The organism is Limosilactobacillus caccae, assembly GCF_900156885.1.
GTDB lineage: Bacteria > Bacillota > Bacilli > Lactobacillales > Lactobacillaceae > Limosilactobacillus > Limosilactobacillus caccae.
In genome coordinates, this window is record NZ_FTOY01000011.1 from 158,434 (window position 1) to 183,843 (window position 25,410).

Genomic DNA, 25,410 nt, shown 5'->3' on the forward strand with positions numbered 1-25,410 from the left:
CCTCTTTTTTTGCATCTCCTTGCTGATCGCTTGATAACGATATCATACATTGACAATAAAACAATTTTTTGTCATGATTTAAAGCAATAAGCCATTTTGCAATAGTTAACTTGTTATCTTACTATAACCATCACTTGGAGGAAAAAGATGAACGAAGAAAAACAAGTTCAACCAGTAAAAAATGAGCTGCCGGTTCTGAAAGAAAAGTTATCACCAGCGCAATTGACAAAGGCGCAGGAATTAGCAAGGCAGCTAGAAGACGGTAAGACTAATACCGTGCTTAATTACGGGAAGGACGTTCAAGAACAGATGTCAAGCTTTACTGACACCGTCCTTGTAAACGTCCGGAATAAAGACACCGGTGAAGTTGGTGACAGCCTTCGTTCATTGGTCGCCAATTTAAACGAGGCCAACCCAGAGAAATTAAAGGGCCAACGGGGCGGGATTCTGCGATTCTTTGGTAAAATCAAGACCTCGGTGTTTGAGATGACCGCAAAATACCAAGAAGTTAGTGTGCAGATTGAAAAGGTTTCGCAAAACTTGGCGAGCCAGGAAACAAAACTCCTTCATGACAATGACGTTCTGGACGAAATGTACCAGGCTAATATGGATTACTATGATTCATTAAATATCCTGTTGGCTGGTGGGCAGATGCGGTTAGAGGCATTGGACAAAGAAATTACTGACCTGCAGGCCAAAGTCAATGAGGTCGACGCTAACCAGATGGAAATCCAAGCGCTGCAAGACAAGCAGGCTAATCGGGAGCGACTGGCCCAACGGTTAAATGACTTGATGTTAACCCGGGAAATAACGATCCAGCAGGCCCCACAAATTCGGCTGATCCAAAACGCCAATTCGATTTTAAGTGAAAAGATCCAGTCGTCAATCACGACGGCAATTCCCCTGTGGAAAAACCAGGTGGCAATTGCCATCTCCATTCTCCGGCAAAAAGATGCGGTTAACGCCCAAAATGCTGTTGCCGATGCGACAAATGACCTCTTGAAAAAGAACAGCCAGATGCTCCGCCAATCAAGTGTGGAAGTTGCACAGGCAGTTCAACGGGGAGTCGTTGATGTCGATACCCTCAAGGAGACCCAGGCCAATTTAATTGCGACGATTAAAGATGTGATGGACGTGCAAGCCGCCGGGGAAGCTAAGCGGCGCAATGTCCAAAACGAACTGGCCAGCTTAGATAATAACCTTAAAGCAACGCTAACAACAATCCAAAGTAAGCAACCGCTCAATGGTCCTGAAACGGAAGGTCAGCAGGATGAATAAGCAGTATTTAAATGCTATCCACTATACGCCACGTGTTGGCTGTAAAAAACGTGAGTTATTCAGTTTTCTCTTTAACCTGAGTAAGATTAGTTTCTTGGTCAGTATTATTGTTTTCCCCGTGTTTCTTACCGGAAAGCGGAACGTCTTTTTAGTCGGCCTGCTAATCGGGCTTATCGCAACGGGGATAGATAGTTTTTACAACCTTTACTTGACGAAGACCAAGGGGATAATGATGGCAATCGATGGGCACCAGATGGGGCTATGGGCCTATTCGCGGCGTCACCACCGGATGTTGTATATTCCATTTAAGCAAATTGATGGGGTTAAAATTCGTGACCAGCATTTGATCTTGCAGTACCAGCAGAGTTTTATCATCAACGAGCAGCGGGGTCCTAAGATTGCAGGAACGGGGAAGCTAATGTACCCCCTGTGGATCTTTTCCGCCAAGGAAGCAGATGAATTTGTTAAAACGTATAACAAGATGGTTCCCAAGGGGGATGAAACATCAATTAACCTTCGCCAGTTGAAGGAAGTTGACCATTATAAGTTACCAAAGATGATCTACTTTGCCTTTGTCCTTTTCATTGTGTCTGCGGGGACCATACCGCAGACGTCATCCTTGATGAAGGGATCGTCAGGGCAAAATTCAAAGAAAGTTGCTAGCAATATCCATCATAAGGACTTTAAGTTAAATAAGACTTATGAGTCGAGTGACTACCGTTTTAAATTCCTAAAAGCGTACCGGGCAAAGACAAATTACGGTAACCCGGTGGGGATTGTTCAAGTACAGCTTACCGCTAAACGGTCGCAGGACTTTACTAATTTGCCGTCAGTTGATTTTGACTCTTTTAAGAGTGCGACTAGTGAGGGCCGCTTTAGCAGTGAAGATGACCAACCATCGTCCCTTGTTGACTATGTTGTCCTAAATGATGGCCGCGGGGTTGTTAACCAGCTGCATGATAGTAATCACTTGCGGCAGGCGCAACGGGTCGTTTTCAACATTGTTTTTGAATTGCCGTCGAATAAAAACAAACCAAGTTACCTGGCTTATCAGCCCTTCTCTTTTGATTCTGGGCCGGATGAGTATGATGATTCAACGGCAATTATTTGGAAGATTAAGCCGTCAGAGCTGGAGGAACTAAAATGAAAAAAAGGTGGTTACTAGTTTTACTAACGGCAGTGCTTGTTGTCGCAATGCCGCTGCAGGTACTTGCGAAGCCAACCACGATTAAGTTTGATGGTTACCGAATAAGTTACAAGATAGTTCGGGACAAGCGGGCCATCCACACTGCCTATTCTGATGATGATAAAGATGGCAACAAGGTTAATAATGCTGGCTACTTAATTTTAGATGTTGAACAAGCAGCGGATGAGTATTCCGCGGGGGACGAGCTTAACGACTATGGCTTTTCTGTTTACGATGGGGAAGTAGAGGTATCACACCTTGACAAAGACGACTTCCGAAAAAGTATTATTAAGAAATATCACCCGACGCTAAAGATGCCCAAGCTTCATAAGGGAATTTATAGCAAAGCGCGGTTAATGTACCAAATTTCACCAAGCGATAAAATAACAATTAAACCGCGGGAAGGCGATGAGGTTGTTATCCAAGAAGCCCAGTCTAGTGATGGAATCTTTACAGACGAGCCAGTTGTGGCAAAGGAGGATCTGGATGAGTAGGTTACTTAGTTATTATTCCTGGTCATTTCAGCTGGTGCTGATACCGGTGATTATGGTGTTGACATTCTTTGGCTGGGATTCGTTGCCAATCTATTACCTGCTGGGGATTGCTGCTAGTCAACTGTTGACTGGGTACCTTGCCTGGGGCGTGGTGGCCCCGATATTGCTATGGGTGTACTTGTTAATCAGCTATACGCTCAACAATTCATTGACCGCGGCCAAGGTTTGGCCAACCTTTTCGATTTTGCTGTTAATGATCTTCCTGGGGATTGGCAAATTGATCATGAACATGGTCAACCACCGGCGGTTGACAAAATATGCGAAGGACCTTAGCCCCTTGTCTGATACCCAGATCTTCTTTAGCGAGGAACTGATGAAAAAGTCCGGTTTGACGGATGATGAAATTAAGTTCTTCAAGTCTGATGTCAATAAGCGTTACCGGAACTACTTATATTTACGGTCAGTTGCGGGCCAGATGGCAGAGATTGTGCCCAACTATGGTCGGTCAATTGAGCTAATCCAGGGAATTTTCCGCGAATTGGCCGAAACGCCGCAATTGATGCTTGAGATGGATGACTTCTTGTATAAGCACCTGGACGAATATACCCAGATAACGCAGCAAATTGTGAACTTGCAGGATAACCTGATTAAGGAAGATGAAGACCAGCAGCTGATTGACCGGGCCGGGGGAAAACTGGTCGCAATGGAAGCAGATTTTGTTGCTGACTACCAGCAAGTAACAGAAAACGAACGGGAAGCACTGCGAAAGTTAAATTAGATTAAGCGTCCGCCAATCGTTAGCCGAAAGCTAATGGTTGGTGGGCGTTTTACTTTGCGGTGGTAGTTATTATCGTGAAAAACAGAGCAATTCAACTCTTTTTTAAATATGGTTGCTTTTTTGTAACCGCTTTCCTACAATGGAAGTAGGAAGAAAAGATATGGCTCAAAGGAGGGCGACTAAGATGTTTAACGGTGCATTTGCTATCCTCGTATTATGGTTGTTAGTTGATCTGTTTTGGTTCCTATGCCGGCCACGCGACATTGTGATGCGGCGAATTTGTGCATGGCTTAACGTGTTTGCAATCATTGGCGGCTTTTGGATTTTCTACGGCGTTGAACACCTTGGTGGGGGAATTGCCCCCTGGTTTATCACTTTGAACTGGATAAATGTCATCATCGCGGGACTACAGTTCTACTATGGTTACCAGCGGCGTTATTAGTTGGCGACCTGGGTGCGGTGGTGAATACATATCTACTGAATGAAGGGGCTGGGAAGAAACTATGTTTCTTCCCAGCCCCAGTTTTATCTCCGAATATTACATAATAATCGCGGGAACCCAATAGGCTAGCTCCGCGTCGAAAGCGAGCCCCTCAAGGGTAACTACGGACAAACGTCGGCCCGTGCCGTGCCAACGTCCGTCCTAGGTTACCCCACCGGGGCTCCGAGAAGCTTTTTTCCCAGCTTGTTTTTCGTGCGCAAATGGATAGACGAATGCATGTTTGGGTGATAAACTTAAAACGGTATGAATAGAAGTTGATGAGTGGGACGTAAAAGCCATAACGACTGGCGGTTCCGCTTTGTTTAATTACTCACGTGGATAAGGGAGGAATAGGTGTGATTTACCGACAACCGGATAAGAAGTTTGACCTTGTTTCTGACTATCAGCCGACAGGGGACCAGCCACAGGCGATTGACCAGTTGACACAGGGAATTGAAGATGGCGAAAAAGCCCAGATTTTGCTCGGGGCGACGGGGACCGGGAAAACTTTTACAATTTCAAACGTCATTGCCAACGTCAATAAGCCGACGTTGATCTTATCCCACAATAAGACACTGGCCGGTCAGCTCTATGGTGAGATGAAGAAGTTTTTTCCCCACAATGCGGTTGAATATTTTGTGTCTTACTATGACTACTACCAACCAGAAGCCTACGTGCCCTCTAGTGACACATATATCGAAAAAGATGCCTCAATTAATGATGAGATTGATAAGCTCCGTCACTCTGCAACGACCTCGTTGCTTGAGCGGAATGATGTCATTGTTGTGGCCTCTGTTTCCAGTATCTTTGGTTTAGGGGACCCGCGGGAATACCAAAATAGCGTGCTATCCCTACGTGTTGGCCAGGAGATTGAACGCGACCGCTTATTGCGCAACCTGGTAAATATCCAGTTTGACCGCAATGACATTGACTTCCAGCGTGGCCGCTTCCGGGTTCATGGGGATGTCGTTGAGATTTTCCCCGCTTCACGTGACGAGCGCGCCCTGCGGATTGAATTCTTCGGTGATGAGATTGACCGGATCCGGGAGGTGGATGCCCTAACGGGAGAAGTAATCGGAGACAGTGACCATGTTTCGATTTTCCCGGCGACCCACTTTATGACGAGTGAAGAAGTGATGGACCGGGCATTGCCACAGATTGAAGCAGACATGAAAAAGCAGGTCAAAAAGTTTACTGCTGCCGGAAAGCTCCTGGAAGCAGAGCGGATCCAGCAACGGACGACGTATGATATTGAGATGATGCGGGAGATGGGCTACACCAACGGGATTGAAAACTATTCGCGTTACATGGATGGTCGTCAGCCTGGTGAACCGCCATTTACCCTGCTGGACTTCTTCCCCAAAGATTTCTTACTCGTTGTTGATGAGTCCCACCAGACGATGCCGCAGGTGCGGGGGATGTACAATGGCGACCGTGCCCGGAAACAGATGCTAATCGACTATGGTTTTCGCTTGCCGAGTGCCCTTGATAACCGGCCACTAAAATTACCGGAATTTGAGCAACGGGTTAACCAAGTGGTCTACATGTCAGCTACTCCTGGCCCTTATGAGCTAGCGCAGACGGACCATGTTGCCCAGCAGATTATTCGGCCGACCGGGCTGCTTGACCCGACAATTGAAGTACGCCCAGTAATGGGGCAAATTGATGACCTTGTTGGGGAGATCAACAAGCGCATCGAACGCAATGAACGGGTCTTTGTGACGACGTTGACGAAGAAGATGTCAGAAGACTTGACTGACTACCTAAAGGATATGGGGTTAAAGGTTAAGTACCTACACAGTGATATTAAGACCCTCGAACGGACCCAGATCATCCGTGACCTGCGTCTTGGTAAGTTTGATGTTCTTGTCGGGATTAACCTTCTGCGGGAAGGGTTAGATGTTCCAGAAGTCTCGCTTGTCGCAATCCTTGATGCTGATAAGGAAGGCTTCCTCCGTAATGAACGCTCATTAATTCAAACGATTGGCCGGGCGGCGCGGAACGAGCACGGGGCGGTTATTATGTACGCTGATACCGTGACGGATTCGATGCAAAAGGCAATTGATGAGACGAAGCGGCGGCGGTCAATCCAGATGAAGTACAATGAAGAACACCACATTACGCCAAAGACGATCATTAAACCAATCCAGGATGTTATCTCGGCAACCAAGAAGGCCGAAGATAGTGGTGAGCAGGTTGACCAGACTGAGTTTACGGAGAAGGACTTCGCTAAGTTAAGCAAGGCCGACCAAAGCAAGATGCTTGATGAACTGACGGAGCAAATGCGGTCGGCAGCCAAGCGGCTAGACTTTGAACAGGCGGCCACCTTACGTGATACAATAATGGAATTAACGGCCCAGACGACGGGCAAAAAGACAAAAAGCGGCAGTAAGAAATAGGAGGGGTAGTTTGTGGCAAACGATAAGATCGTAATCCATGGGGCACGTGCTCACAACTTAAAGAATATTGATGTAACAATTCCCAAAAACAAATTAGTGGTTGTCACGGGACTTTCGGGGTCCGGAAAGAGTTCGCTGGCATTTGATACCCTCTATGCGGAGGGACAGCGGCGGTATGTTGAGAGTCTATCCGCGTATGCCCGGCAGTTTTTGGGGCAGATGGATAAGCCGGATGTCGACTCAATTGATGGCCTGTCACCGGCAATCTCAATTGACCAGAAGACCACTTCCCATAATCCCCGGTCGACGGTCGGGACGGTAACGGAAATCAATGACTTTCTCCGCCTCCTCTGGGCACGGGTCGGCACCCCGATTTGTCCCAATGACCATATTCCAATTACCAGTCAGTCAGCAGAACAGATGGTTGACCGGGTCCTAGAATTACCAGCACGGACGCGGCTACAAATCTTGTCACCAATTGTCCGGGGCAAGAAGGGGACGCAAAAGAAAGTCTTTGCGACAATCAAACGCGAAGGATTTGTCCGGGTGCAAGTCGATGGCGAGACCTATGACCTTGATGAGGTGCCCACGTTAGACAAAAATAAGCAGCATACGGTTAACGTGGTAATTGACCGGATAATTGTGAAGGATGGGATTCGCTCCCGGCTATTTGACTCCTTTGAAGCGGCCTTGCGGTTAAGTAATGGTTATGCGATTGCCGACGTCATTGGTGGCGACCCGATTCCCTTTTCAGAGCAATATGCCTGTCCGATCTGTGGCTTTACGGTTGGTGAACTAGAACCTCGCTTGTTCTCGTTCAATGCTCCTCTGGGGGCCTGCCCTGCCTGCGAAGGGCTTGGCCTAAAATTAGAAGTTGATATCGACCTGGTTGTGCCTGACCGGACAAAGACCCTTCGTGACGGGGCGATGGCACCGTGGAACCCAATCTCGTCCCAATACTACCCGCAACTGCTTGAACAATTCTGTAAGTCGGCGGGGATTGATATGGATACCCCCTTTAACAAGCTACCGAAGAAACAGCAACAGCAAGTTCTTTATGGTAATGGGGAGAAGACTTTCCACTTCCACTATGAGAACGACTTTGGGGGTGTCCGTGACGTGGATGTTCCATTCGAAGGGGTAATCAACAACATTAGCCGCCGCTACAAGGAGACCAACTCTGACTTCACCAGGGAACAAATGCGCAAATACATGACCGAGTTACCTTGTCCAGTCTGCCACGGTTACCGCTTAAACGAACGGGCGCTGGCAGTTAAGATTGACGGCAAAAATATCGGGGAAGTTTCCGAGTTGCCGATTAGTAAGTCACTGCAATTCTTTAGCGACCTCCAGTTGGCAGAGCAAAAATTACAGATTGCCAAGCCAATTTTAAAAGAAATTATTGACCGGCTGACCTTTATGAAGAACGTGGGGGTCGAGTACCTGACCCTCAGTCGTTCAGCGAGAACTCTTTCCGGGGGTGAAGCCCAGCGGATCCGGCTGGCAACCCAGATTGGGTCCAACTTGTCCGGGGTGATGTATGTCCTTGATGAACCATCAATTGGGCTTCACCAGCGGGATAATGACCGCTTGATTTCTTCGCTTAAGGCGATGCGGGACCTTGGTAATACCCTGATCGTTGTCGAACACGATGAGGATACGATGCGGTCAGCGGATTATATCATTGATATTGGCCCTGGCGCCGGGGAAAACGGTGGTCAGGTAATGGCAGCAGGGACGCCAAAGCAGATAATGCGGTCGCGAAAGTCCCTAACTGGGCAGTACCTGTCTGGTAAGAAGTTTATCCAGGTGCCTGCAGAACGGCGAGCAGGCAATGGTAAACACATCGTTGTCAAGGGCGCTGCAGCAAATAACCTAAAGAATATCGACGTTGATTTTCCACTAGGCAAGTTTATCTGTGTAACCGGGGTCTCCGGTTCTGGGAAGTCAACCCTTGTTAATCTAATCTTAAAGCGGATCCTTGCCCAAAAGTTAAACCGTAATTCTGCTAAGCCAGGGAAGTACAAGTCGATTAGTGGGGTCAAGAATATCGAAAAGGTAATTGATATTGACCAGTCGCCGATTGGCCGGACCCCGCGGAGTAACCCCGCAACGTATACTGGCGTCTTTGATGATATCCGTGAACTCTTTGCCCAGACTAATCAGGCGAAGATGCGCGGTTATACCAAGGGCCGGTTTAGTTTTAACGTTAAGGGCGGCCGTTGTGAGGCCTGCCATGGGGATGGGATCATTAAGATTGAGATGAACTTCCTTCCTGATGTCTATGTCCCCTGTGAGGTTTGCCACGGCACCCGTTACAACTCCGAAACGTTGGAAGTTGAATATAAGGGGAAAAACATCGCCCAGGTCTTAAACATGACTGTTTCTGAAGCGCTTGACTTCTTTAGCGCGATTCCGAAGATTAAGCGGAAGTTGCAAACGATCCAGGATGTCGGCCTCGGCTATGTCCACCTTGGTCAGCCAGCAACCACCTTGTCTGGTGGGGAAGCCCAGCGGATGAAGTTGGCGGCCGAATTACACCGGCAATCCCATGGCAAGAGTTTCTATATCCTTGATGAACCAACGACGGGGCTGCACATGGATGACATTAACCGCCTGCTAGCGGTCTTACAACGGCTGGTCGATGCAGGAAACACGGTCTTAGTGATTGAACATGACTTAGATGTTGTGAAGTCAGCAGACTGGTTGATTGACCTCGGCCCAGAAGGTGGTGAAGGCGGTGGGAACATCGTCGCGACCGGGACACCGGAAGAGGTGGCAGAAGTCAAGGAGAGTTATACTGGCCGCTACTTAAAGCAGATGCTCGCGCGGGATGCAAAATGGGCTGCTGAACGGACGGCGAAAAAGAAGTAAAAAAGTGTTGCATTATTAATCTTCTAATGGTATTCTAATTAAAAATTAAATGTACACGGAAAGAGGGACAACTGATGAACACAATGAATAATCATCTTCAACAAGTTTCCTCCTCAGCCTCTAGTTCTACGATGGCTGAGTGATTTTGGTGTACCCATTACTAGGTTAGTTAACCCGGGCCGGCTTTAATCATTTGGTGAGACCATAATGATACGAGTGGGGCCCGGTTTTTATTTGGCCTAATTGAGAATGGAGGAATGATAATGGATAATCAACAACCAACGGAAGAACTAAAACGGTCGCTTGGGTTCTGGTCAGCAATTTCAATTGTCGTCGGGACAATCATTGGGTCCGGAATCTTTTTCAAGCAGGGTTCAGTGCTTGATAGCGCTGGAAGTTCGACTTTGGCAATTGCTGCCTGGGTCTTCGGGGGGATTATTACCCTGACCGGGGGCCTGACGGTTGCGGAAATCGGGTCGCAGATGCCATATACCGGGGGCCTTTATGTTTACATTGAAAACATTTATGGCCGGATCCTTGGTTTCTTGGCGGGGTGGATGCAGGTAATTGTGTATGGCCCAGCAATCATCGCCTCAGTTGCCGGCTTTATGAGTATCCTGATGGCAAACTTCTTTGGCCTCGGGGCACAATGGCGGATCCCCCTTGCGGTAATTACCGTTTTAGCGATTGGGATTATGAATCTTTTGGAAAATAAGGTGGGGGCGATTTTTGCCATCATCACCACTGCCGGAAAGATGATCCCGATTGCCGCAATTATTATCTTTGGTTTGTTTTGGGGTAACCAGCATGCCTTTGGTCAGACAGTGACCGAAATTAACCACGCAACGGGTGGCTTTGGGGTTGCCGTTTTAGCGACCTTGTTTGGTTATGATGGCTGGATCCTAATCGCCAACCTTGGTGGGGAAATGAAGAACCCGCAAAAGTTGTTGCCCAAAGCAATTATTCTTGGAATTACCGCTGTGCTGGTGATCTACACGTTAATTACAATTGGGATTCTTAAATTCCTCCCCGCTAATACAATTCACCGCTTGGGAGAAAACGCAACTGCCTACCTGGCAGTGAAGGCCTTTGGACAAATCGGCGGGAAGCTCCTCTCTGCCGGGATCATCGTTTCAATGATGGGGACGTTAAACGGGAAGATGATTACCTTCCCACGGATTGTTTATGCAATGGCCCGGCGGCGGGACCTGCCGTTTTCCCGTTACTTGTCATACGTCACGCCAAAGGGGAAGTCACCAGTAGTTGCCACCATGTTCATTGTGATTTTAGCAACCCTGATGATGTGCTTCTTTGACCCGGACCACTTATCAGACCTCTGTGTCTTTACCGTTTACTGCTTCTACTTACTGGCATTCTTTGGGATCTTTATTTTGCGGCGGCGGAATAAGGAGGGGGAGCGGCCATTCAGCACGCCACTCTACCCCCTTGTGCCGATCATTGCGATTGCCGGTGGAATTTTTGTCTTAGTCAGTGAAGTGTTTAACGATCCGGCAGGGGTGCTCCTCTTTATCGGTATCGTGATTGTTGGTTTGCCGATTTTATACTTTGTCAAGCGGATGGACCAACGGCGGATGCATTAAAATTAATTCAAGAAGTCTAGCGAAAGCTATTTCGCCGGGCTTCTTTTCTTTTCCGGCAAGCAAAAACTGTCGGCAGAATCTTTGTGAAATAATTTCTTGGTCAGTGCTTACGAGAAATCGGCGTCGTTTAGTAGACCATTTTGTTGGTAATGCCTTTAAAATCTTATTTATCAACGGAAACTTATCACAAACCACTTCAATGAGGGCGGTTACATTTGATAAGGATATCCTGTATAATATTTTGTGAAATAAATTATCCAAACACTAGGAGGACGCTTATATGCCAAGAAAAGATAAGCCGCGTAAAGGGGCGCCGATTCTTGTCCAACTTGCTATTTTTGCGGGAATTCTCTGGATTTCAAGTATTATTTCTGCTTTTTTCCCCGCAAACTTTGTCGTACCAACGCCCGTGATTGGTTTGGTATTGCTCTACTTACTGTTAACCTTCAAGGTAATTAAACTCGAATGGGTTGAGGGGATGGGGATGTTTCTCATTAGCATCCTGGGATTCTTGTTTGTTCCCTCGGGGATTCAGATCGCTAATGACCTGAATATCCTTAAGGACGAGGGACTCCAGGTGATCTTTGTCATTTTTGTTACGACGGTTTCCCTGGTAGTCATCACAACCTGGGTGACCCGCTTTATCATTGCAATCCATCAAAAGTTAGTAGGGGGTGGAAACAATGACCGCGTTGACTAACAACTTAGCGTTACCATTTACCGGGATCTTTATGACCCTTGTTGTCTTCTTAACCGGTCAGTGGTTATTCAAGAAGACGAACGGCTTTTTCCTTTTCCAGCCACTTTTCTTCGGAATGGTTGTCGGTATTATTATTTTAATTATCTGGGGAAAAGTCCAGGGGCGGCCCACGGCTTATATCTACCAGCACTTCTACAAACCGGGGGCTGACATTGTCTTTTGGTTTGTTAATCCAGCAACGATTGCCTTTGCTATTCCGCTATACAAACGGAATGATGTTTTGAAAAAGTACTGGTTTGACATCATCTTAGCCCTTGTGGTTTCGAGCGTTATCTGCCTGTTTATTACGCTCGGGACGGCTAAGTTAGTGGGGCTCTCCCATTCTTCGGCAGCTGGGTTGCTTCCCGAAGCTGCAACGACCGCGATTGCGATGCCAGTAGCCGAAGCAATCGGTGGCAATTCAGCGATTACGGCAATGGCCTGCATTGTCAAGGCAGTCATCCTGTATGTCTTGGCCGATATCCTGATCAAGACCTTCCGCTTACAACGCTCAAAGATTGGGCTAGGATTAGGACTTGGTACTGGGGGAACGATTGGTTCTGCCAAGGCACTTGAATATGGAATGTTAGAAGGAGCGATGGCGTCAGTATGTGTCGTTATTATCGGGATCGTCGTTGACTTAGTCGTTATCCCCTTCGCGCATCTCTTTATGTAACTGGAAAGTCGCTACGGCGGCTTTTTATTTTACCCTTTAATTAGGACACGCCCGGCCGTGTGTGTTAAAATGATTTGGTAGCTGTAAGGAAGAAGGGGATTATTAATGGCGGATAAATTAAAAGTAGTAATTATCACGGGGATGAGCGGGGCTGGTAAGACAGTCGCTGTTCACAGTTTGGAAGACTTGGGCTACTTTGTAATTGATAACATGCTGCCGAGCTTGGCTGGGCGGTTTGTCGATGTGATTAAGGAATCGGGTGAATTTGGGAAGATCGCGATGGTGATGGATTTACGGTCACGCGGTTTTTACGATGAAGTGTTACCCAACCTTGCCAAGTTAAAGGCCCGGGAGGACATCGCAGTTAAACTACTCTTCCTGGATGCCAATGATGTCACCTTGATTTCACGGTACAAGGAATCGCGGCGGTCACATCCTTTATCACCCCATGGGCGGATTTTAGATGGTGTCGAACTTGAACGAAAGCTGTCGGCCGACCTAAAGAGCCAGGCGGATGTCATTATTGATACGACCAACGTTACCCCCCGTAACCTCAAGCTACGGCTTAATAAGCTGTTTGGTCATGGGGAGGGCAGTAACTTTTATGTTGAAGTGATGTCTTTTGGCTTTAAGTATGGCTTACCGCTCGACGCGGATATTGTGATGGACGTGCGCTTCTTGCCAAACCCATTTTACATTCCAGAACTTAAACACCAGACCGGTAACGACCAGGCGGTTCAAGAATACGTGATGAAGAGTCCGCTCGCGCAGGACTTTTACCAGCACTTGAAATCATTACTACAGATTGCTTTACCAGGATACATCCGCGAGGGAAAGAGCAGCTTGACAGTTGCAATTGGCTGCACTGGTGGTCAGCACCGGTCCGTTACAATCGCCAATAAGCTGGCGGCGGATTTAAACCACGGTGGCTACAATGTTAATACTTACCATCGTGATGTTGATAAGGCAAAATAAAGAGGAGTTTTAGTTATGTTGCATAAACCAAAGATTGTCGTAATCGGCGGGGGAACAGGATTGCCCGTTGTGTTACGGGGATTACGTGACCAGGATGCGGACGTTACCGCGGTTGTTACTGTCGCAGATGATGGCGGGTCTTCTGGGATTTTGAGAAACTATATTAATGTTGTGCCACCTGGTGATATTCGAAACGTGTTAGTAGCGTTATCAGAATTGCCAGACCTTGAACTTAATATATTCCAGTACCGTTTTAAGAGTAGCGATCAGTTCTTTGCCGGTCACGCCATTGGGAATCTCATCATCTCCGCACTTTCGGAGATGAAGGGGGGAATCTTTTCAGCGGTTCAGGAATTATCAGCGATGATGAAGATCAATGGCCACGTATACCCCGTTGCCAATGAGCCGTTAACGTTAAATGCTGAGTTCACTGACGGGACAATTCTGCGTGGTGAATCAGAAATTACGAAGGCCCATAAACAGGTGAAGCGGGTCTGGGTGACCCCGGCTGCTGATAGTGATGGTCACGTTGCCCAACCGGTTGCCGAGGTGATCTCGGCGATTAAAGAAGCAGACCAGATTGTCCTTGGCCCGGGGAGCCTGTTTACCAGTATCTTGCCTAACCTGATGATTAAAGAAGTTGGCGAGGCTGTTTGTGAGAGTAAAGCTGAGGTTGTTTATATCTGTAATATCATGACGCAAAAGGGTGAAACGGATCACTTCACTGATGCCGACCACGTTCGCGTCTTAAACCACCACCTCGGCAAGAATTTTATTGATACTGTCTTGGTTAATATTCAGCCAGTACCAGAAAACTACCTTGATTTTCAAGAATGGAATGAGATTTCCCAACCAGTTGGTCATGACTTCCAGGGGCTCCGCGAACAGGGGTGCCGGGTGATTAGTTCCAACTTCCTTCGCTTGAAGGATAACGGGGCGTTTCATGACCGGGATAAAGTAGTTGCGGAACTGATGAATCGATTACACCAGGTCCATGATTAAAAAAAGGAGGCCGATGCCGCGTGTCATATGCGAGTGATGTTAAAAAAGAATTAACGGGGATTGAAGTCCACCGCGATAATGCTAAAGCAGAGCTAATGGCATTGATCCGGATGAATGGATCAATCGGTCTAGCAAATCGAAGTTTAATTCTTAATATTCAAACTGAAAATCCGGCGATTGCCCGGCGAATTTATTCGTTACTTAAGCAATTTTATAAGGTTGAGAGTGAAATCGTCGTCCGCCGGAAGATGAAACTGAAGAAAAATAACCAATATATTGTCCGTTTACGGTATTCCGCGCAACGGGTCCTTGATGACCTGGGAATCCTGCAAAATTTCCAAATCAAGGAGCAAGTACCATTGGAACTGCTCAAGGACGAGTGGATGGTGCGGTCATACCTGCGGGGAGCCTTTCTGGCAGGAGGGTCGGTTAATAACCCAGAAACCTCCCGCTACCATTTAGAGATTTACTCCCTTTACGAGGAACACAATGAAATGATTGCGGAGATGATGAATAAGTTTGGCTTAAACGCCCAAACAACCGCCCGGCGTAGTGGCTTTATTGTCTACCTCAAGGAAGCAGAAAAAATTGCGAACTTTATGTCGCTGATTGGGGCGACAAACTCGATGCTGCAATTTGAAAACTTCCGGATTGTTCGCGATATGCGTAATTCGGTCAACCGGTTAGTTAACTGCGAAAATGCCAACCTAAATAAGATTGCCAATGCGTCAACGAAGCAGATTAAAAACATTGAATTTATTGACTCACGGGTGGGGCTGGGGAGCCTCCCTGATAAGTTGCGGGAAATTGCCGAGACGCGGCTTGCCCACCAGGAGGTTAGCTTAAAGGAACTAGGAGAGCTGGTGCCTGGTGGTCCAATCTCAAAGTCCGGTGTTAACCACCGCTTGCGGAAGTTAAACGCATACGCTGATGAATTACGGGCATCACAAAAAATTGGTTAAAAGAAAAAAGCCTCGCGTAGCTAACCGTGGACAGATATTGCTGTCCATGGTTGCTCGCGAGGCTTTTTCTAATATAAAAGAGCTACAAAAATTTGCAGCTCTTTTAATCATTTATTTTAACTTGGAATTATTTTCCATAATTCCGTCAAGCAGGCCGTAATCAACCGCTTCTTGAGCTGACAAGTAGTGGTCACGCTCAGTATCGTGGTTAATCTTTTCGATTGACTGTCCTGAATTTTCAGCCAAGATGCCATTAATCATCTTCCGGGTCTTCAAAATTTCAGTAGCAGCAATTTCGATTTCCGTCTGTTGACCTTGGGCACCACCAGATGGTTGGTGAATCAATACTTGAGAGTGTGGTAAACCGAACCGCTTACCCTTTGCACCTGAAGATACTAATACACTTGCCATTGATGCTGCCATCCCGATAACGATGGTTTGAACATCAGCCTTGATGAAGTTCATCGTATCGTAGATTGCCATCCCAGAGGTAACAACACCACCAGGAGAGTTGATGTATAAGTAAATGTCTTTAGTTGAATCTTGCGCGTCTAAGAACAAGAGTTGCGCAACAATTGAGTTTGCCATTTCGTCTTCGATTGGGCCAGAAAGCATAATGATCCGGTCCTTCAGAAGCCGTGAGTAAATGTCATAAGCACGTTCACCGCGTGATGATTGCTCAATGACAGTTGGAACTAAGTTCATAGTGTGGCCTCCTTAATTTAATTAGCACTCGTCAGCGTCAGATGCTAACGGATAATATTACTATACTCGATTGGTCAAAAAAGGTCAAATATTTAACAAGCAAATCCTAAAATAATTTAACCAATCGGCGTAACAATGTAAGTAAAGCACAAAAAAACGACGCTGTCGACAATTACGTCCCAGCGCCGGTTCCCCCAAGATAATCTGATGATTACTTTTGATTAAGGCTTTCGCTTACTAAGGCTAATTCAGCGGCAGCACATTCTTGGTCTAATTCTTTCCAATTAGTTGTAACATTAAAGATGTTTAATGCGTTTGTCTTCATCATAAATTCCTCCACGAGCATCTTGCTCATAACTTTATATCTCATAACTTCACCTTGTATAATACTATAATTGGTATGATTTGCAAGCCTTTATTTAATGGGATTTATAAAAACTAACGATAAATTGGTCTAGTCTTATTGGTGGAGGAATTGTCATGGCGGGGAAGATAATCGTTTATCAAAATGGCAAATAATTTCGCAAAAAAGTGAAATTATTGAAGGACTTGCTTTTTATTGCATGGACCGGTATAATCGAAACGTTAATTAATTTACGTTTAATAATAAAGGAGGCATATTCACATGCGTAAAGCACACCCATACGGCGTTCAAGGTCGTCGTCCAATCGCTCCTAAGTACAAGCGAGCATTAAAAGAAAAGAAGATTGAAGCTATTCGTAAGTGGGCAAAGGAAAAGCCAGCTGAAGAAAAGTAATTTAAAAATCATAAAGGGTCAGGCATATCCTGGCCTTTTTATTTTTAAATAATACTTGCACACTTGGTTATTGATTGATGTGTGTTCATCGGCCTTGTGACAGTAAATGAACATTTTAATGCTGGTTGCCTACGGGGCCCCGACGACCTTAATTGAACTTCCGGGACTAGCACTGTTTTTGAGTTTTAACCTGGCAGGAATTGTCATGATGCTGCCGAATACCAGCTTTAGCCAGAAATAACATTCTATAGAAAAAGCACCGCCCAAAATTGAGCGGTGCTTTTTCATGCCATTATTGCAAAAACAAAAACGACCGAGAATTAACTCGGTCGTTTTCTAGGATGCGCCCCCCGGGAGTCGAACCCGGATCTCGAGAACCGGAATCTCACGTGCGATCCATTACACTAAGGGCGCGTCAACAAATATTATATTATCTTACTCTAAAATGAATTGCAAGCATTATTTGAAAAAATTAATCAAAAAACCGCTTACATCAGAAATTTGCTATGTTTGAATAGACAATTCACTTTAAGATGAGTATTATTAAGGTCGTAGGGTATGTACGATGTTTAGACCTTACCACTGCGTCACTTACAATGGTTGACCTTGCGATGCTGATGTAATGTGATAAACTAAACAGGTACATTAATTATGTTTTTCCTAAAGGAGGAATTTGCAGTATGACTGTAAAAATTGGTATTAACGGTTTTGGCCGTATTGGTCGTTTAGCATTCCGTCGGATTCATGAACTTCACACTGATGACATTGAAGTTGTTGCAATTAACGATTTGACTACGCCATCAATGTTGGCTTACTTACTCAAGTATGACTCAACTCATGGTAAGTTCCCTGGTGAAGTTTCAGCTACTGATACTGGTATTGTTGTTGATGGTAAGGAATACCCTGTATACGCTGAACGTGACGCACGTAACATTCCTTGGGTAAAGAACGATGGTGTTGACTTTGTCCTTGAATGTACTGGTTTCTACACTTCTGCTGAAAAGTCACAAGCACACTTGGACGCTGGCGCAAAGCGTGTATTGATTTCAGCACCTGCTGGTAACATCCCAACTGTTGTTCCTGGCGTTAACTTGGATACTTTGAAGGCTGAAGACAAGATCGTTTCAGCTGGTTCATGTACTACTTCATGCCTTGCACCAATGGCTTACTTCCTTAACAAGGAATTTGGTATCAAGGTTGGTACGATGACTACTATCCACGCATTTACTGCTACTCAAGCTATCCTTGATGGCCCTCGTGGTAAGAAGATGCGTAACAACCGTACTGCAAGTGTAAACACTATTCCTCACTCAAGTGGTGCTGCTAAGGCTATCGGTTTAGTTATTCCTGAATTAAACGGTAAGCTTTCAGGTCACGCACAACGTGTTGGTGTTGTTGACGGTTCATTAACTGAACTTGTTTCAATCTTGGACAAGAAGGTTACTGTTGACCAAGTTAACGACTTGATGAAGAAGGCTACTGAAGGTAACGACGCTTACGGTTACACTGAAGACCCAATTGTATCAACTGATATCATTGGTTCAACTTACGGTTCTGTCTTCGATCCTTCCCAAACTGAAATCATGGAAGGTGACGACGGTTCACAATTAGTTAAGACTGTTGCTTGGTACGACAACGAATACGGTTTCACCAGCAACATGATCCGGACTTTGCTTCACTTCGCTACTCTCTAATCGAGTAAGTCTGGATTAATTGATTAAGGTGGGAGGAGGTATACTCCGCTCACCTTTTTTCATCAAGAAGGAGGAAACAAACATATGGCTAAATTAACTGTAGAAGACCTTCCTTTAGAAGGTAAAAAAGTTTTAATGCGGGTCGACTTTAATGTTCCAATTAAGGACGGCGTTGTTGGTGATGACAACCGGATCGTCGCTGCATTACCAACCATTAAGTACGTTATCGACCATGGCGGCCGGGCAGTATTATTCTCCCACCTTGGTCGGATTAAGAAGGAAGAAGACAAGCCAGGCCTTTCAATGCGCCCAGTTGCTGAACGTCTTTCTAACTTAATCAATAAGCCAGTAACTTTTGTGCCAGTTACTGAAGGCAAGCAATTAGAAGACGCAATTGACAACATGAAGAACGGTGAAATTTTGCTTGTTCAAAACACCCGTTACGAAGATGTTAAGGATGGCGAATACGTAAAGCGTGAATCTGGTAACGACCCTGAATTAGGGAAGTACTGGGCTTCACTCGGTGACGTATTTGTAAATGATGCTTTTGGTACTGCTCACCGGAAGCACGCTTCAAACGTTGGAATTGCTACTAACATGCCTGGCAAGGCTGCTGCCGGTTACTTGATGGAAAAGGAAATCAAGTTCTTGGGTGACGCAGTTGATAACCCAGAACGGCCATTTGTTGCCATCTTAGGTGGTGCGAAGGTTTCTGACAAGATTGGTGTTATCGACAACCTTCTTGAAAAGGCTGATAAGATTATCATCGGTGGTGGGATGGCTTACACCTTCTACGCTGCTAAGGGTATCAAGATCGGTAATTCCCTTGTCGAAAAGGACAAGATCGACGTTGCTAAGCAAATCCTTGACAAGGCTGGCGACAAGTTAGTATTGCCAATTGACAACGTCGTAGCTGACAAGTTCAACAACGATGCTGACAGCAAGGTTGTTGAAGGCGACATTGACGATGGCTGGATGGCCTTAGACATCGGTCCAAAGACAGTTAAGTTATACGAGGATGTTTTAAAGGATGCCAAGACGGTTGTTTGGAATGGCCCAATGGGTGTATTTGAAATGCCAAACTTCGCTAAGGGAACCCTTGAAATTGGTAAGTTCCTTGGTACTTTGACTGATGCGACGACAATCGTTGGTGGTGGTGACTCAACTGCCGCTGTTAAGGAATTGGGTGTTGCTGACAAGCTTACCCACATTTCAACTGGTGGTGGTGCTTCATTGACTTACCTTGAAGGCCAAGAATTACCAGGAATTGCAGCAATTTCTGAAAAGTAAATTAATTAAACGCGGGACAAGCCTTTAGGCAAGTTCCGCTTTTTTTGAATCATTAAGAGGGTGAACAAAAATGCGGGTACCAATTGTTGCAGGGAACTGGAAAATGAATAAAAATGTGGCAGAAGCCATCGCCTTTGTCAACCAGATCAAGGCCTCATTGCCGCCAGCTAGTCAGTTAGAAACCGCCCTCGCTGCTCCCACGCTGTGTTTAGTCCCGATGATTGAGGCAGCGGAAGGATCCCCATTAAAGCTGATGGCAGAAAACTGCTATTACAAGGATGCCGGCGCTTATACTGGTGAAACGAGCCCGCGGGCGTTGTACCAGGCGGGAATCCATCACGTCATCCTTGGTCATTCTGAGCGGCGGACATACTTTCATGAAACTGACGAGTTAATTAATAAAAAGGTTAAGGCGGCATTGAAAAATGGCTTGTGTCCAATCGTCTGCTGCGATGACACAATGGGACGGCGAGTTGCCGGCAAAAAAGTCCACTGGGTCGTTAGCCGGATCTTAGCTGACCTGCATGGCCTATCTGATGATGAGATTTGCCACGTGACGATTGCCTATGAACCAAGCTGGGCGATTGGGACTGGCGATAGTGCTGATCCGGCACAGGCGGCGGAAGGTTGTTACCTTATTCGGCAGACAATTGCGGATATGTACGGTGATAATGTTGCAAATAACGTCCGTATCTTATACGGCGGGAGTGTCACCACGGTAAATATTAATTCGTTAATGGCGAAGCAAGATATTGATGGTGTTTTAGTGGGAAAAGACAGCTTAAATCCAACAACATTTTTGCAATTAGTTAACCATTAACCCCGTTAAATGCTTGTTTTTAGTTGTGCAAAATAATACAATGTTAAGTGGAATTGCTTTCCAAATAATTGACAGAGGAGAGATTCATCAAATGTCACTCATTACAGATATTTACGCACGCGAAGTTCTTGATTCACGTGGTAACCCAACAGTTGAAGCAGAAGTTTATACAGAAGCCGGCGGTGTTGGCCGCGGGATCGTTCCTTCCGGTGCTTCAACTGGTGAACACGAAGCCGTAGAATTACGTGACGGCGACAAGAACCGTTTTGGCGGTAAGGGTGTTTTAAAGGCTGTTTCAAACGTAAACAACATCATTGCTAAGGAAATCGTTGGCATGGAAGTTACTGACCAAATTGCAATCGACAAGGCAATGATCAAGTTGGACGGTACTCCAAACAAGGGCAAGTTAGGTGCTAACGCAATCTTAGCTGTTTCATTAGCTGCTGCTCGGGCTGCTGCTGACGAATTACAAGTACCTCTTTACAACTACCTTGGTGGTTTCAACGCTCACGTATTGCCAACACCAATGATGAACGTTATCAACGGTGGTGCGCACTCAGATAACAAGGTTGACTTCCAAGAATTCATGATCATGCCAGTTGGTGCACCAACTGTTCGTGAAGCTATTCGTTGGGGTTCAGAAACTTTCCACGCTTTGAAGAAGGAATTGGAAGATGCTGGTAAGGTAACCTCTGTTGGTGACGAAGGTGGATTTGCTCCTGACTTTGCTAACAACGAAGAACCATTCCAATACTTAATCAAGGCAATTGAAGATGCAGGTTACAAGCCAGGTAAGGACATTGCCATTGCCTTTGACGTTGCTGCATCAGAATTATGGAATGACGAAGACAAGAAGTACAAGCTTCGTTGGTCAACTGGTGAAGAATACACCACTGAAGAATGGATTGACTACTTATCAGGAATCATTGAAAAGTACCCAGTAGTATCTGTTGAAGACCCAATTGACGAAAACAACTGGGATGACTGGGTAACCATCACAAGCAAGTTAGGCAAGAAGGTTCAACTTGTTGGTGATGACTTCTTCGTAACCAACACTGATTACTTGAAGAAGGGAATTAAGATGGGTGCTGCTAACTCAATCTTAATCAAGCTTAACCAAATCGGTACTTTGACTGAAACTGTTGAAGCTATCGAAATGGCTAAGGAAGCTGGTTACACTGCCATCGTTTCCCACCGTTCTGGTGAAACTGAAGACACAACCATTGCGGACTTAGTTGTTGCTACTAACGCTGGACAAATCAAGACTGGTTCAATGAGCCGGACTGACCGTCTTGCTAAGTACAACCAATTAATGCGGATTGAAGATCAACTTGGCGACGTAGCTAAGTACAAGGGTATCCACTCATTCTACAACTTGAGTGAACAAGCTCGTCAAGATATCGAAAACCGTTAATCAGCAGACAACACGCTGTTGATTGTAAAAAGAAGCTGGATTTTCTCCGGCTTCTTTTTCGTTTTAAACGCTAAAAAAATAAAATCAAACAACATTAAAAAGTAATGAGAAAAGATGTTTGCATTTGGTAAAAAATATAATATAATCTTAAAGAGTTTAACTTGACGAAAAGGACATGATAAAAATGAAAAAATCGGCACCGGAGCTCAAACGGTCGATGACTGCCGGCCAGATGGAAATGATTTCTCTCGGTGGGGCAATCGGGGTTGGGCTCTTTATGGGGTCTACTTCGACGATTAAGTGGACAGGGCCGTCCGTCTTATTAGCATATGCATTTGTCGGTCTTATCCTCTATATTGTAATGCGGGCCCTGGGTGAAATGATCTACATCAATCCTGGAACGGGTTCCTTTGCGGACTACGCGACAGAATATGTGCACCCGCTGGCGGGATATTTAGCTAAGTGGGCGAACGTCTTTGAATACATTGTCGTGGGGATGTCTGAGGTGGTCGCCGCGACGGAGTACCTGAAATATTGGTGGCCGCATATGCATACCTGGATTGCCGGGGTGGTAATCATCGTCTTCCTTGTACTAGCCAACCTTGCTAGTGCGAAGGCCTACGGGTCACTTGAATTTTGGTTTGCAATGATTAAGGTAATTACAATTATCTTTATGATCCTCCTCGGCTTCATGGTCATCTTCTTTGGTTTTGGTAATGGTGGGCACCCGACTGGCTTTAGTAATCTCTGGGCGCACGGTGGCTTCTTTACCGGCGGCCTAAGTGGCTTCTTCTTCTCAATGTCGATCATTGTTGGTTCGTATGAAGGAATTGAGTTATTGGGAATCTCGGCCGGTGAGGTTGCTAACCCCCAAGAAGCAATTGTTAAGTCTGTTAAGTCGGTATTATTTCGAATCTTGATTTTCTACGTGGGAGCAATCTTTGTGATCGTGACGATCTACCCATGGAACCAGTTGAGCAGTGTGGGGTCACCATTTGTTTCGACGTTTGCAAAAGTCGGAATTACGGCAGCGGCGTCGATCATTAACTTCGTTGTTTTGACCGCAGCTTTATCCGGGGCAAACTCTGGGATTTATAGTTCCAGCCGGATGCTGTTCAAACTTTCTCATGAAGGAGATGCACCAAAGATTTTCGGGCGCTTATCCAAACGGGTAGTTCCAGATGCCGCCATTCTTGGCATCTCTGGGGGAATTTTGATCGGCTTTATTATCGATATGATTTCTTCAATTTATAGCAAGTCAACGTCTGATATGTTCGTGGTGGTCTTTAGTTCGTCGGTGCTTCCGGGAATGATTCCGTGGTTTGTGATCCTGCTGGCAGAATTACGCTTCCGGCATAACAACCACGACTTGATGACTGACCACCCGTTTAAGCTGCCACTTTACCCTTTTTCAAATTACTTTGCTTTTATAATGTTGATTGTGATCGTTGTCTTTATGTTCATTAATCCGGACACCCGGATTTCGGTGATTGTCGGGGCACTAGTCCTGATCATTGCTACGGTCGTTTACATTGCTCGGCACGGCTTAAAGCGCCAGCGAGTTGAATAGGATTTCATTGGCTGTGGAATTTATCCACGGCTTTTTTGTTTAATTACTGAATTTTTTAGGATCTTCGTTGGCAACGGTTGGGGAGACTGTAGTAAAATGACAATTAGACTTTTTAACGAATGAGGGAAAAAGATGCATAGTAAAGGAGAAACAATTCGCCAGCAAAATCAGTTAAGCCAGTTAGTGCGGGCAATTATCATCGGAATGTTGACCGGCCTAGTCGTAAGTCTCTTCCGGTTAATCATTCAGCACTTTTTACAATTTGTTCAAGCGAGTTTTCACTACTTTCACGGTCACCCCTGGGGGTTAGTCCCGTGGACAGTTGGGTCGGTGATCCTAGCACTTCTCCTTGGGTGGATGGCCCAGCGCAATCCAAACATTAAGGGGTCCGGGATTCCCCAGGTTGAGGGGCAGCTGACCAACCAGTTTGATGAAAAATGGTGGCCGGTTTTATGGCAGAAGTTTCTCGGTGGAATCTTTGCGATTGGCTCTGGCCTATTCCTTGGCCGCGAGGGACCATCAATCCAGCTAGGGGCAACGATTGGTCAGGGGGTTGAAGAGCGGTCAAAAGCGGGCAAGCTGAACCGACAAATCGGGATTGCGAGTGGGGCGGCCGCCGGGCTTTCCGCGGCCTTTAATGCCCCAATTGCCGCCACAATCTTTATCCTGGAAGAGGTTTATCATAACTTCTCACCATTAATCTGGCTGGCGACGTTTGTGAGTGCCCTTTGCTCTAACATGGTGTCGATGCAGTTCTTTGGCTTAAAACCGGTGCTCAATGTTCCGTATAATTATATGCTGCCGAATAGTTTGTACTGGCACCTACTAGTTCTCGGAATTTTACTTGGGGTTCTCGGCCGCTTTTACCAGGTGGTCATCTTACGGCTAAACGGTTGGCTGGCGAAAATTAAGTTTTTGCCGCCAGTGGCTTACCCGGTAGTGCCGTTCTTACTGGTGATCCCGATTGCATGGTACCTTCCCTTGACGCTCGGTGGGGGAAATGAACTGATTATTAAGCTGCGTTTCTTACCGATTTCCCTTGCCTTGTTTGTCGGGCTTTTCGTCCTGCGCTTTGTCTTTTCAATGATTAGTTATGGTTCCCAGCTTCCTGGGGGAATTTTTTTACCGATCTTGACCCTGGGGGCAATCCTGGGGGCGGCGTACTGCGCCTTGATGGTCCAGTTGGGGCTGATTCCTGCTAGGTATATGCCAAATTTCATTATCTATGCGATGGCTGGGTACTTTGCCTGTATCAGTAAGGCCCCGTTCACGGCGATCTTATTGATTACGGAGATGGTTGGCTCGTTAACCCACCTGATGCCGCTGGCCATTGTTGCCGTTGTTGCTTACCTGGTGGTTGACGCCCTGCATGGCGAGCCGGTCTATACGGCAATGTTTAATGCCTTTATTGGCAATAACCCGGAGCAGCAGCGGAAAGAAGATGTCACAATGTCGGTGACAATCTATGCGGGGGCCCGCCTAGACGGGTGCAAGGTGATGAACTTTCACTGGCCGAGTGACTGTATCGTGATGGTTGTCTACCGGGGGGAAGAAAAAATAATTCCGAACGGCCAAACGAAACTGCAGGCTGGAGATACTTTGCTGCTACGGGCTAATTCATCGATGACGAAGCAGGTTTACCATGAGATAACCACTGCTGCTCATTATGCGCAAGGATAGCAATGGCCAGGTAAGTATGGTATTATTATTAAGAT

22 protein-coding genes and 1 tRNA gene are annotated in these 25,410 nt (G+C 46.0%); 21 read left to right on the plus strand and 2 right to left on the minus strand.

The genetic code is table 11. The annotated features are described in order from the left end of the window. The first annotated feature begins 147 nt into the window (after positions 1-147). The 13 genes from CZ502_RS06825 to whiA all read left to right on the plus strand — a co-directional run bounded on the left by CZ502_RS06825 (position 148) and on the right by whiA (position 15,445). Positions 148-1,278, plus strand: a complete 1,131-nt coding sequence (locus tag CZ502_RS06825) for a toxic anion resistance protein (protein WP_076460909.1) — start codon at positions 148-150, stop codon at positions 1,276-1,278. Continuing rightward, positions 1,271-2,425 (plus strand): hypothetical protein, encoded by a 1,155-nt coding sequence (locus tag CZ502_RS06830; protein ID WP_076460911.1) that lies wholly within the window; start codon positions 1,271-1,273, stop codon positions 2,423-2,425. Before CZ502_RS06825 ends, CZ502_RS06830 begins: the two co-directional genes overlap by 8 nt. Next, on the plus strand, positions 2,422-2,958 hold the full coding sequence (locus CZ502_RS06835; RefSeq protein ID WP_076460914.1) for a hypothetical protein: 537 nt from the start codon (positions 2,422-2,424) through the stop codon (positions 2,956-2,958). The genes CZ502_RS06830 and CZ502_RS06835 overlap by 4 nt, the downstream gene beginning before the upstream one ends. Beyond that, positions 2,951-3,736 carry a 5-bromo-4-chloroindolyl phosphate hydrolysis family protein gene (locus CZ502_RS06840; protein ID WP_076460917.1) on the plus strand — a complete coding sequence of 262 codons (786 nt, stop codon included), beginning with the start codon at positions 2,951-2,953 and terminating at the stop codon, positions 3,734-3,736. The genes CZ502_RS06835 and CZ502_RS06840 overlap by 8 nt, the downstream gene beginning before the upstream one ends. A 184-nt stretch (positions 3,737-3,920) precedes the next feature. Continuing rightward, on the plus strand, positions 3,921-4,178 hold the full coding sequence (locus CZ502_RS06845) for a hypothetical protein (RefSeq protein ID WP_076460920.1): 258 nt from the start codon (positions 3,921-3,923) through the stop codon (positions 4,176-4,178). Positions 4,179-4,573: 395 nt separating this feature from the next. Beyond that, positions 4,574-6,616 (plus strand): excinuclease ABC subunit UvrB, encoded by a 2,043-nt coding sequence (uvrB, locus tag CZ502_RS06850; protein ID WP_076460923.1) that lies wholly within the window; start codon positions 4,574-4,576, stop codon positions 6,614-6,616. A 12-nt stretch (positions 6,617-6,628) separates the two neighbouring features. After that, positions 6,629-9,490 (plus strand): excinuclease ABC subunit UvrA, encoded by a 2,862-nt coding sequence (gene uvrA, locus CZ502_RS06855; RefSeq protein WP_076460925.1) that lies wholly within the window; start codon positions 6,629-6,631, stop codon positions 9,488-9,490. A 263-nt stretch (positions 9,491-9,753) separates the two neighbouring features. After that, a complete protein-coding gene (locus CZ502_RS06860; protein ID WP_076460927.1) occupies positions 9,754-11,091 on the plus strand; it encodes an APC family permease in 1,338 nt (445 codons plus the stop codon). A 280-nt stretch (positions 11,092-11,371) separates the two neighbouring features. Beyond that, positions 11,372-11,791, plus strand: a complete 420-nt coding sequence (locus CZ502_RS06865; protein ID WP_076460929.1) for a CidA/LrgA family protein — start codon at positions 11,372-11,374, stop codon at positions 11,789-11,791. Then, the gene (locus CZ502_RS06870) at positions 11,775-12,506 is read left to right on the plus strand and encodes an LrgB family protein (protein WP_076460931.1); all 732 of its coding nucleotides are present in this window, start codon (positions 11,775-11,777) and stop codon (positions 12,504-12,506) included. Before CZ502_RS06865 ends, CZ502_RS06870 begins: the two co-directional genes overlap by 17 nt. A 105-nt stretch (positions 12,507-12,611) precedes the next feature. After that, the gene (gene rapZ, locus CZ502_RS06875) at positions 12,612-13,481 is read left to right on the plus strand and encodes an RNase adapter RapZ (protein WP_076460933.1); all 870 of its coding nucleotides are present in this window, start codon (positions 12,612-12,614) and stop codon (positions 13,479-13,481) included. Positions 13,482-13,496: 15 nt separating this feature from the next. Then, a complete protein-coding gene (locus CZ502_RS06880) occupies positions 13,497-14,483 on the plus strand; it encodes a gluconeogenesis factor YvcK family protein (protein ID WP_076460935.1) in 987 nt (328 codons plus the stop codon). 20 nt (positions 14,484-14,503) lie between these two features. Continuing rightward, positions 14,504-15,445: a DNA-binding protein WhiA gene (gene whiA / locus CZ502_RS06885; RefSeq protein ID WP_076460937.1), complete on the plus strand. Its 942-nt coding sequence runs from the start codon at positions 14,504-14,506 to the stop codon at positions 15,443-15,445. 111 nt (positions 15,446-15,556) lie between these two features. Here the strand turns inward: whiA and clpP are convergent, their stop codons facing one another. Beyond that, entirely contained in the window at positions 15,557-16,150 is a 594-nt protein-coding gene (gene clpP / locus CZ502_RS06890) for an ATP-dependent Clp endopeptidase proteolytic subunit ClpP (protein WP_076460939.1), read from the minus strand. Positions 16,151-16,775: 625 nt separating this feature from the next. On the opposite strand from clpP, the gene CZ502_RS10945 reads away from it, so the two are divergent. Then, positions 16,776-16,907, plus strand: coding sequence for a hypothetical protein (locus CZ502_RS10945; protein ID WP_255372237.1), 132 nt, complete (start codon positions 16,776-16,778; stop codon positions 16,905-16,907). Positions 16,908-17,013: 106 nt separating this feature from the next. After that, entirely contained in the window at positions 17,014-17,148 is a 135-nt protein-coding gene (locus tag CZ502_RS10950; RefSeq protein WP_255372238.1) for a hypothetical protein, read from the plus strand. Positions 17,149-17,249: 101 nt separating this feature from the next. Here the strand turns inward: CZ502_RS10950 and CZ502_RS06895 are convergent. Then, positions 17,250-17,321: transfer RNA gene (locus tag CZ502_RS06895), tRNA-Arg, on the minus strand. 266 nt (positions 17,322-17,587) lie between these two features. Here CZ502_RS06895 and gap point away from each other — a divergent pair. The 6 genes from gap to CZ502_RS06925 all read left to right on the plus strand — a co-directional run bounded on the left by gap (position 17,588) and on the right by CZ502_RS06925 (position 25,375). Next, positions 17,588-18,601 (plus strand): type I glyceraldehyde-3-phosphate dehydrogenase, encoded by a 1,014-nt coding sequence (gene gap, locus CZ502_RS06900; protein ID WP_076460941.1) that lies wholly within the window; start codon positions 17,588-17,590, stop codon positions 18,599-18,601. Between the two features lie 84 nt (positions 18,602-18,685). Next, positions 18,686-19,891, plus strand: a complete 1,206-nt coding sequence (locus CZ502_RS06905; RefSeq protein ID WP_076460943.1) for a phosphoglycerate kinase — start codon at positions 18,686-18,688, stop codon at positions 19,889-19,891. Positions 19,892-19,961: 70 nt separating this feature from the next. Continuing rightward, positions 19,962-20,711: a triose-phosphate isomerase gene (gene tpiA, locus CZ502_RS06910; protein ID WP_076460945.1), complete on the plus strand. Its 750-nt coding sequence runs from the start codon at positions 19,962-19,964 to the stop codon at positions 20,709-20,711. Positions 20,712-20,802: 91 nt separating this feature from the next. After that, positions 20,803-22,125, plus strand: a complete 1,323-nt coding sequence (eno, locus tag CZ502_RS06915; RefSeq protein WP_076460947.1) for a phosphopyruvate hydratase — start codon at positions 20,803-20,805, stop codon at positions 22,123-22,125. A gap of 184 nt (positions 22,126-22,309) precedes the next feature. Next, positions 22,310-23,695: an amino acid permease gene (locus CZ502_RS06920; protein WP_143457278.1), complete on the plus strand. Its 1,386-nt coding sequence runs from the start codon at positions 22,310-22,312 to the stop codon at positions 23,693-23,695. A gap of 132 nt (positions 23,696-23,827) precedes the next feature. Further along, positions 23,828-25,375: a ClC family H(+)/Cl(-) exchange transporter gene (locus CZ502_RS06925; protein ID WP_076460951.1), complete on the plus strand. Its 1,548-nt coding sequence runs from the start codon at positions 23,828-23,830 to the stop codon at positions 25,373-25,375. Positions 25,376-25,410 lie beyond the last annotated feature (35 nt).

Bases quoted from the DNA above. Each gene is read 5' to 3' on its own strand.
- CZ502_RS06905 (WP_076460943.1), top strand. From the start codon at position 18,686: ATGGCTAAATTAACTGTAGAAGACCTTCCTTTAGAAGGTAAAAAAGTT.
- CZ502_RS06860 (WP_076460927.1), top strand. From the start codon at position 9,754: ATGGATAATCAACAACCAACGGAAGAACTAAAACGGTCGCTTGGGTTC.
- tpiA (WP_076460945.1), top strand. From the start codon at position 19,962: ATGCGGGTACCAATTGTTGCAGGGAACTGGAAAATGAATAAAAATGTG.
- gap (WP_076460941.1), top strand. From the start codon at position 17,588: ATGACTGTAAAAATTGGTATTAACGGTTTTGGCCGTATTGGTCGTTTA.
- CZ502_RS06870 (WP_076460931.1), top strand. From the start codon at position 11,775: ATGACCGCGTTGACTAACAACTTAGCGTTACCATTTACCGGGATCTTT.
- CZ502_RS06920 (WP_143457278.1), top strand. From the start codon at position 22,310: ATGAAAAAATCGGCACCGGAGCTCAAACGGTCGATGACTGCCGGCCAG.
- CZ502_RS06840 (WP_076460917.1), top strand. From the start codon at position 2,951: ATGAGTAGGTTACTTAGTTATTATTCCTGGTCATTTCAGCTGGTGCTG.
- CZ502_RS06830 (WP_076460911.1), top strand. From the start codon at position 1,271: ATGAATAAGCAGTATTTAAATGCTATCCACTATACGCCACGTGTTGGC.
- CZ502_RS06825 (WP_076460909.1), top strand. From the start codon at position 148: ATGAACGAAGAAAAACAAGTTCAACCAGTAAAAAATGAGCTGCCGGTT.
- clpP (WP_076460939.1), bottom strand. From the start codon at position 16,150: ATGAACTTAGTTCCAACTGTCATTGAGCAATCATCACGCGGTGAACGT.
- CZ502_RS06925 (WP_076460951.1), top strand. From the start codon at position 23,828: ATGCATAGTAAAGGAGAAACAATTCGCCAGCAAAATCAGTTAAGCCAG.
- CZ502_RS06845 (WP_076460920.1), top strand. From the start codon at position 3,921: ATGTTTAACGGTGCATTTGCTATCCTCGTATTATGGTTGTTAGTTGAT.
- CZ502_RS06880 (WP_076460935.1), top strand. From the start codon at position 13,497: ATGTTGCATAAACCAAAGATTGTCGTAATCGGCGGGGGAACAGGATTG.
- CZ502_RS10950 (WP_255372238.1), top strand. From the start codon at position 17,014: ATGAACATTTTAATGCTGGTTGCCTACGGGGCCCCGACGACCTTAATT.
- CZ502_RS06865 (WP_076460929.1), top strand. From the start codon at position 11,372: ATGCCAAGAAAAGATAAGCCGCGTAAAGGGGCGCCGATTCTTGTCCAA.
- CZ502_RS10945 (WP_255372237.1), top strand. From the start codon at position 16,776: ATGCGTAAAGCACACCCATACGGCGTTCAAGGTCGTCGTCCAATCGCT.
- rapZ (WP_076460933.1), top strand. From the start codon at position 12,612: ATGGCGGATAAATTAAAAGTAGTAATTATCACGGGGATGAGCGGGGCT.
- CZ502_RS06835 (WP_076460914.1), top strand. From the start codon at position 2,422: ATGAAAAAAAGGTGGTTACTAGTTTTACTAACGGCAGTGCTTGTTGTC.
- eno (WP_076460947.1), top strand. From the start codon at position 20,803: ATGTCACTCATTACAGATATTTACGCACGCGAAGTTCTTGATTCACGT.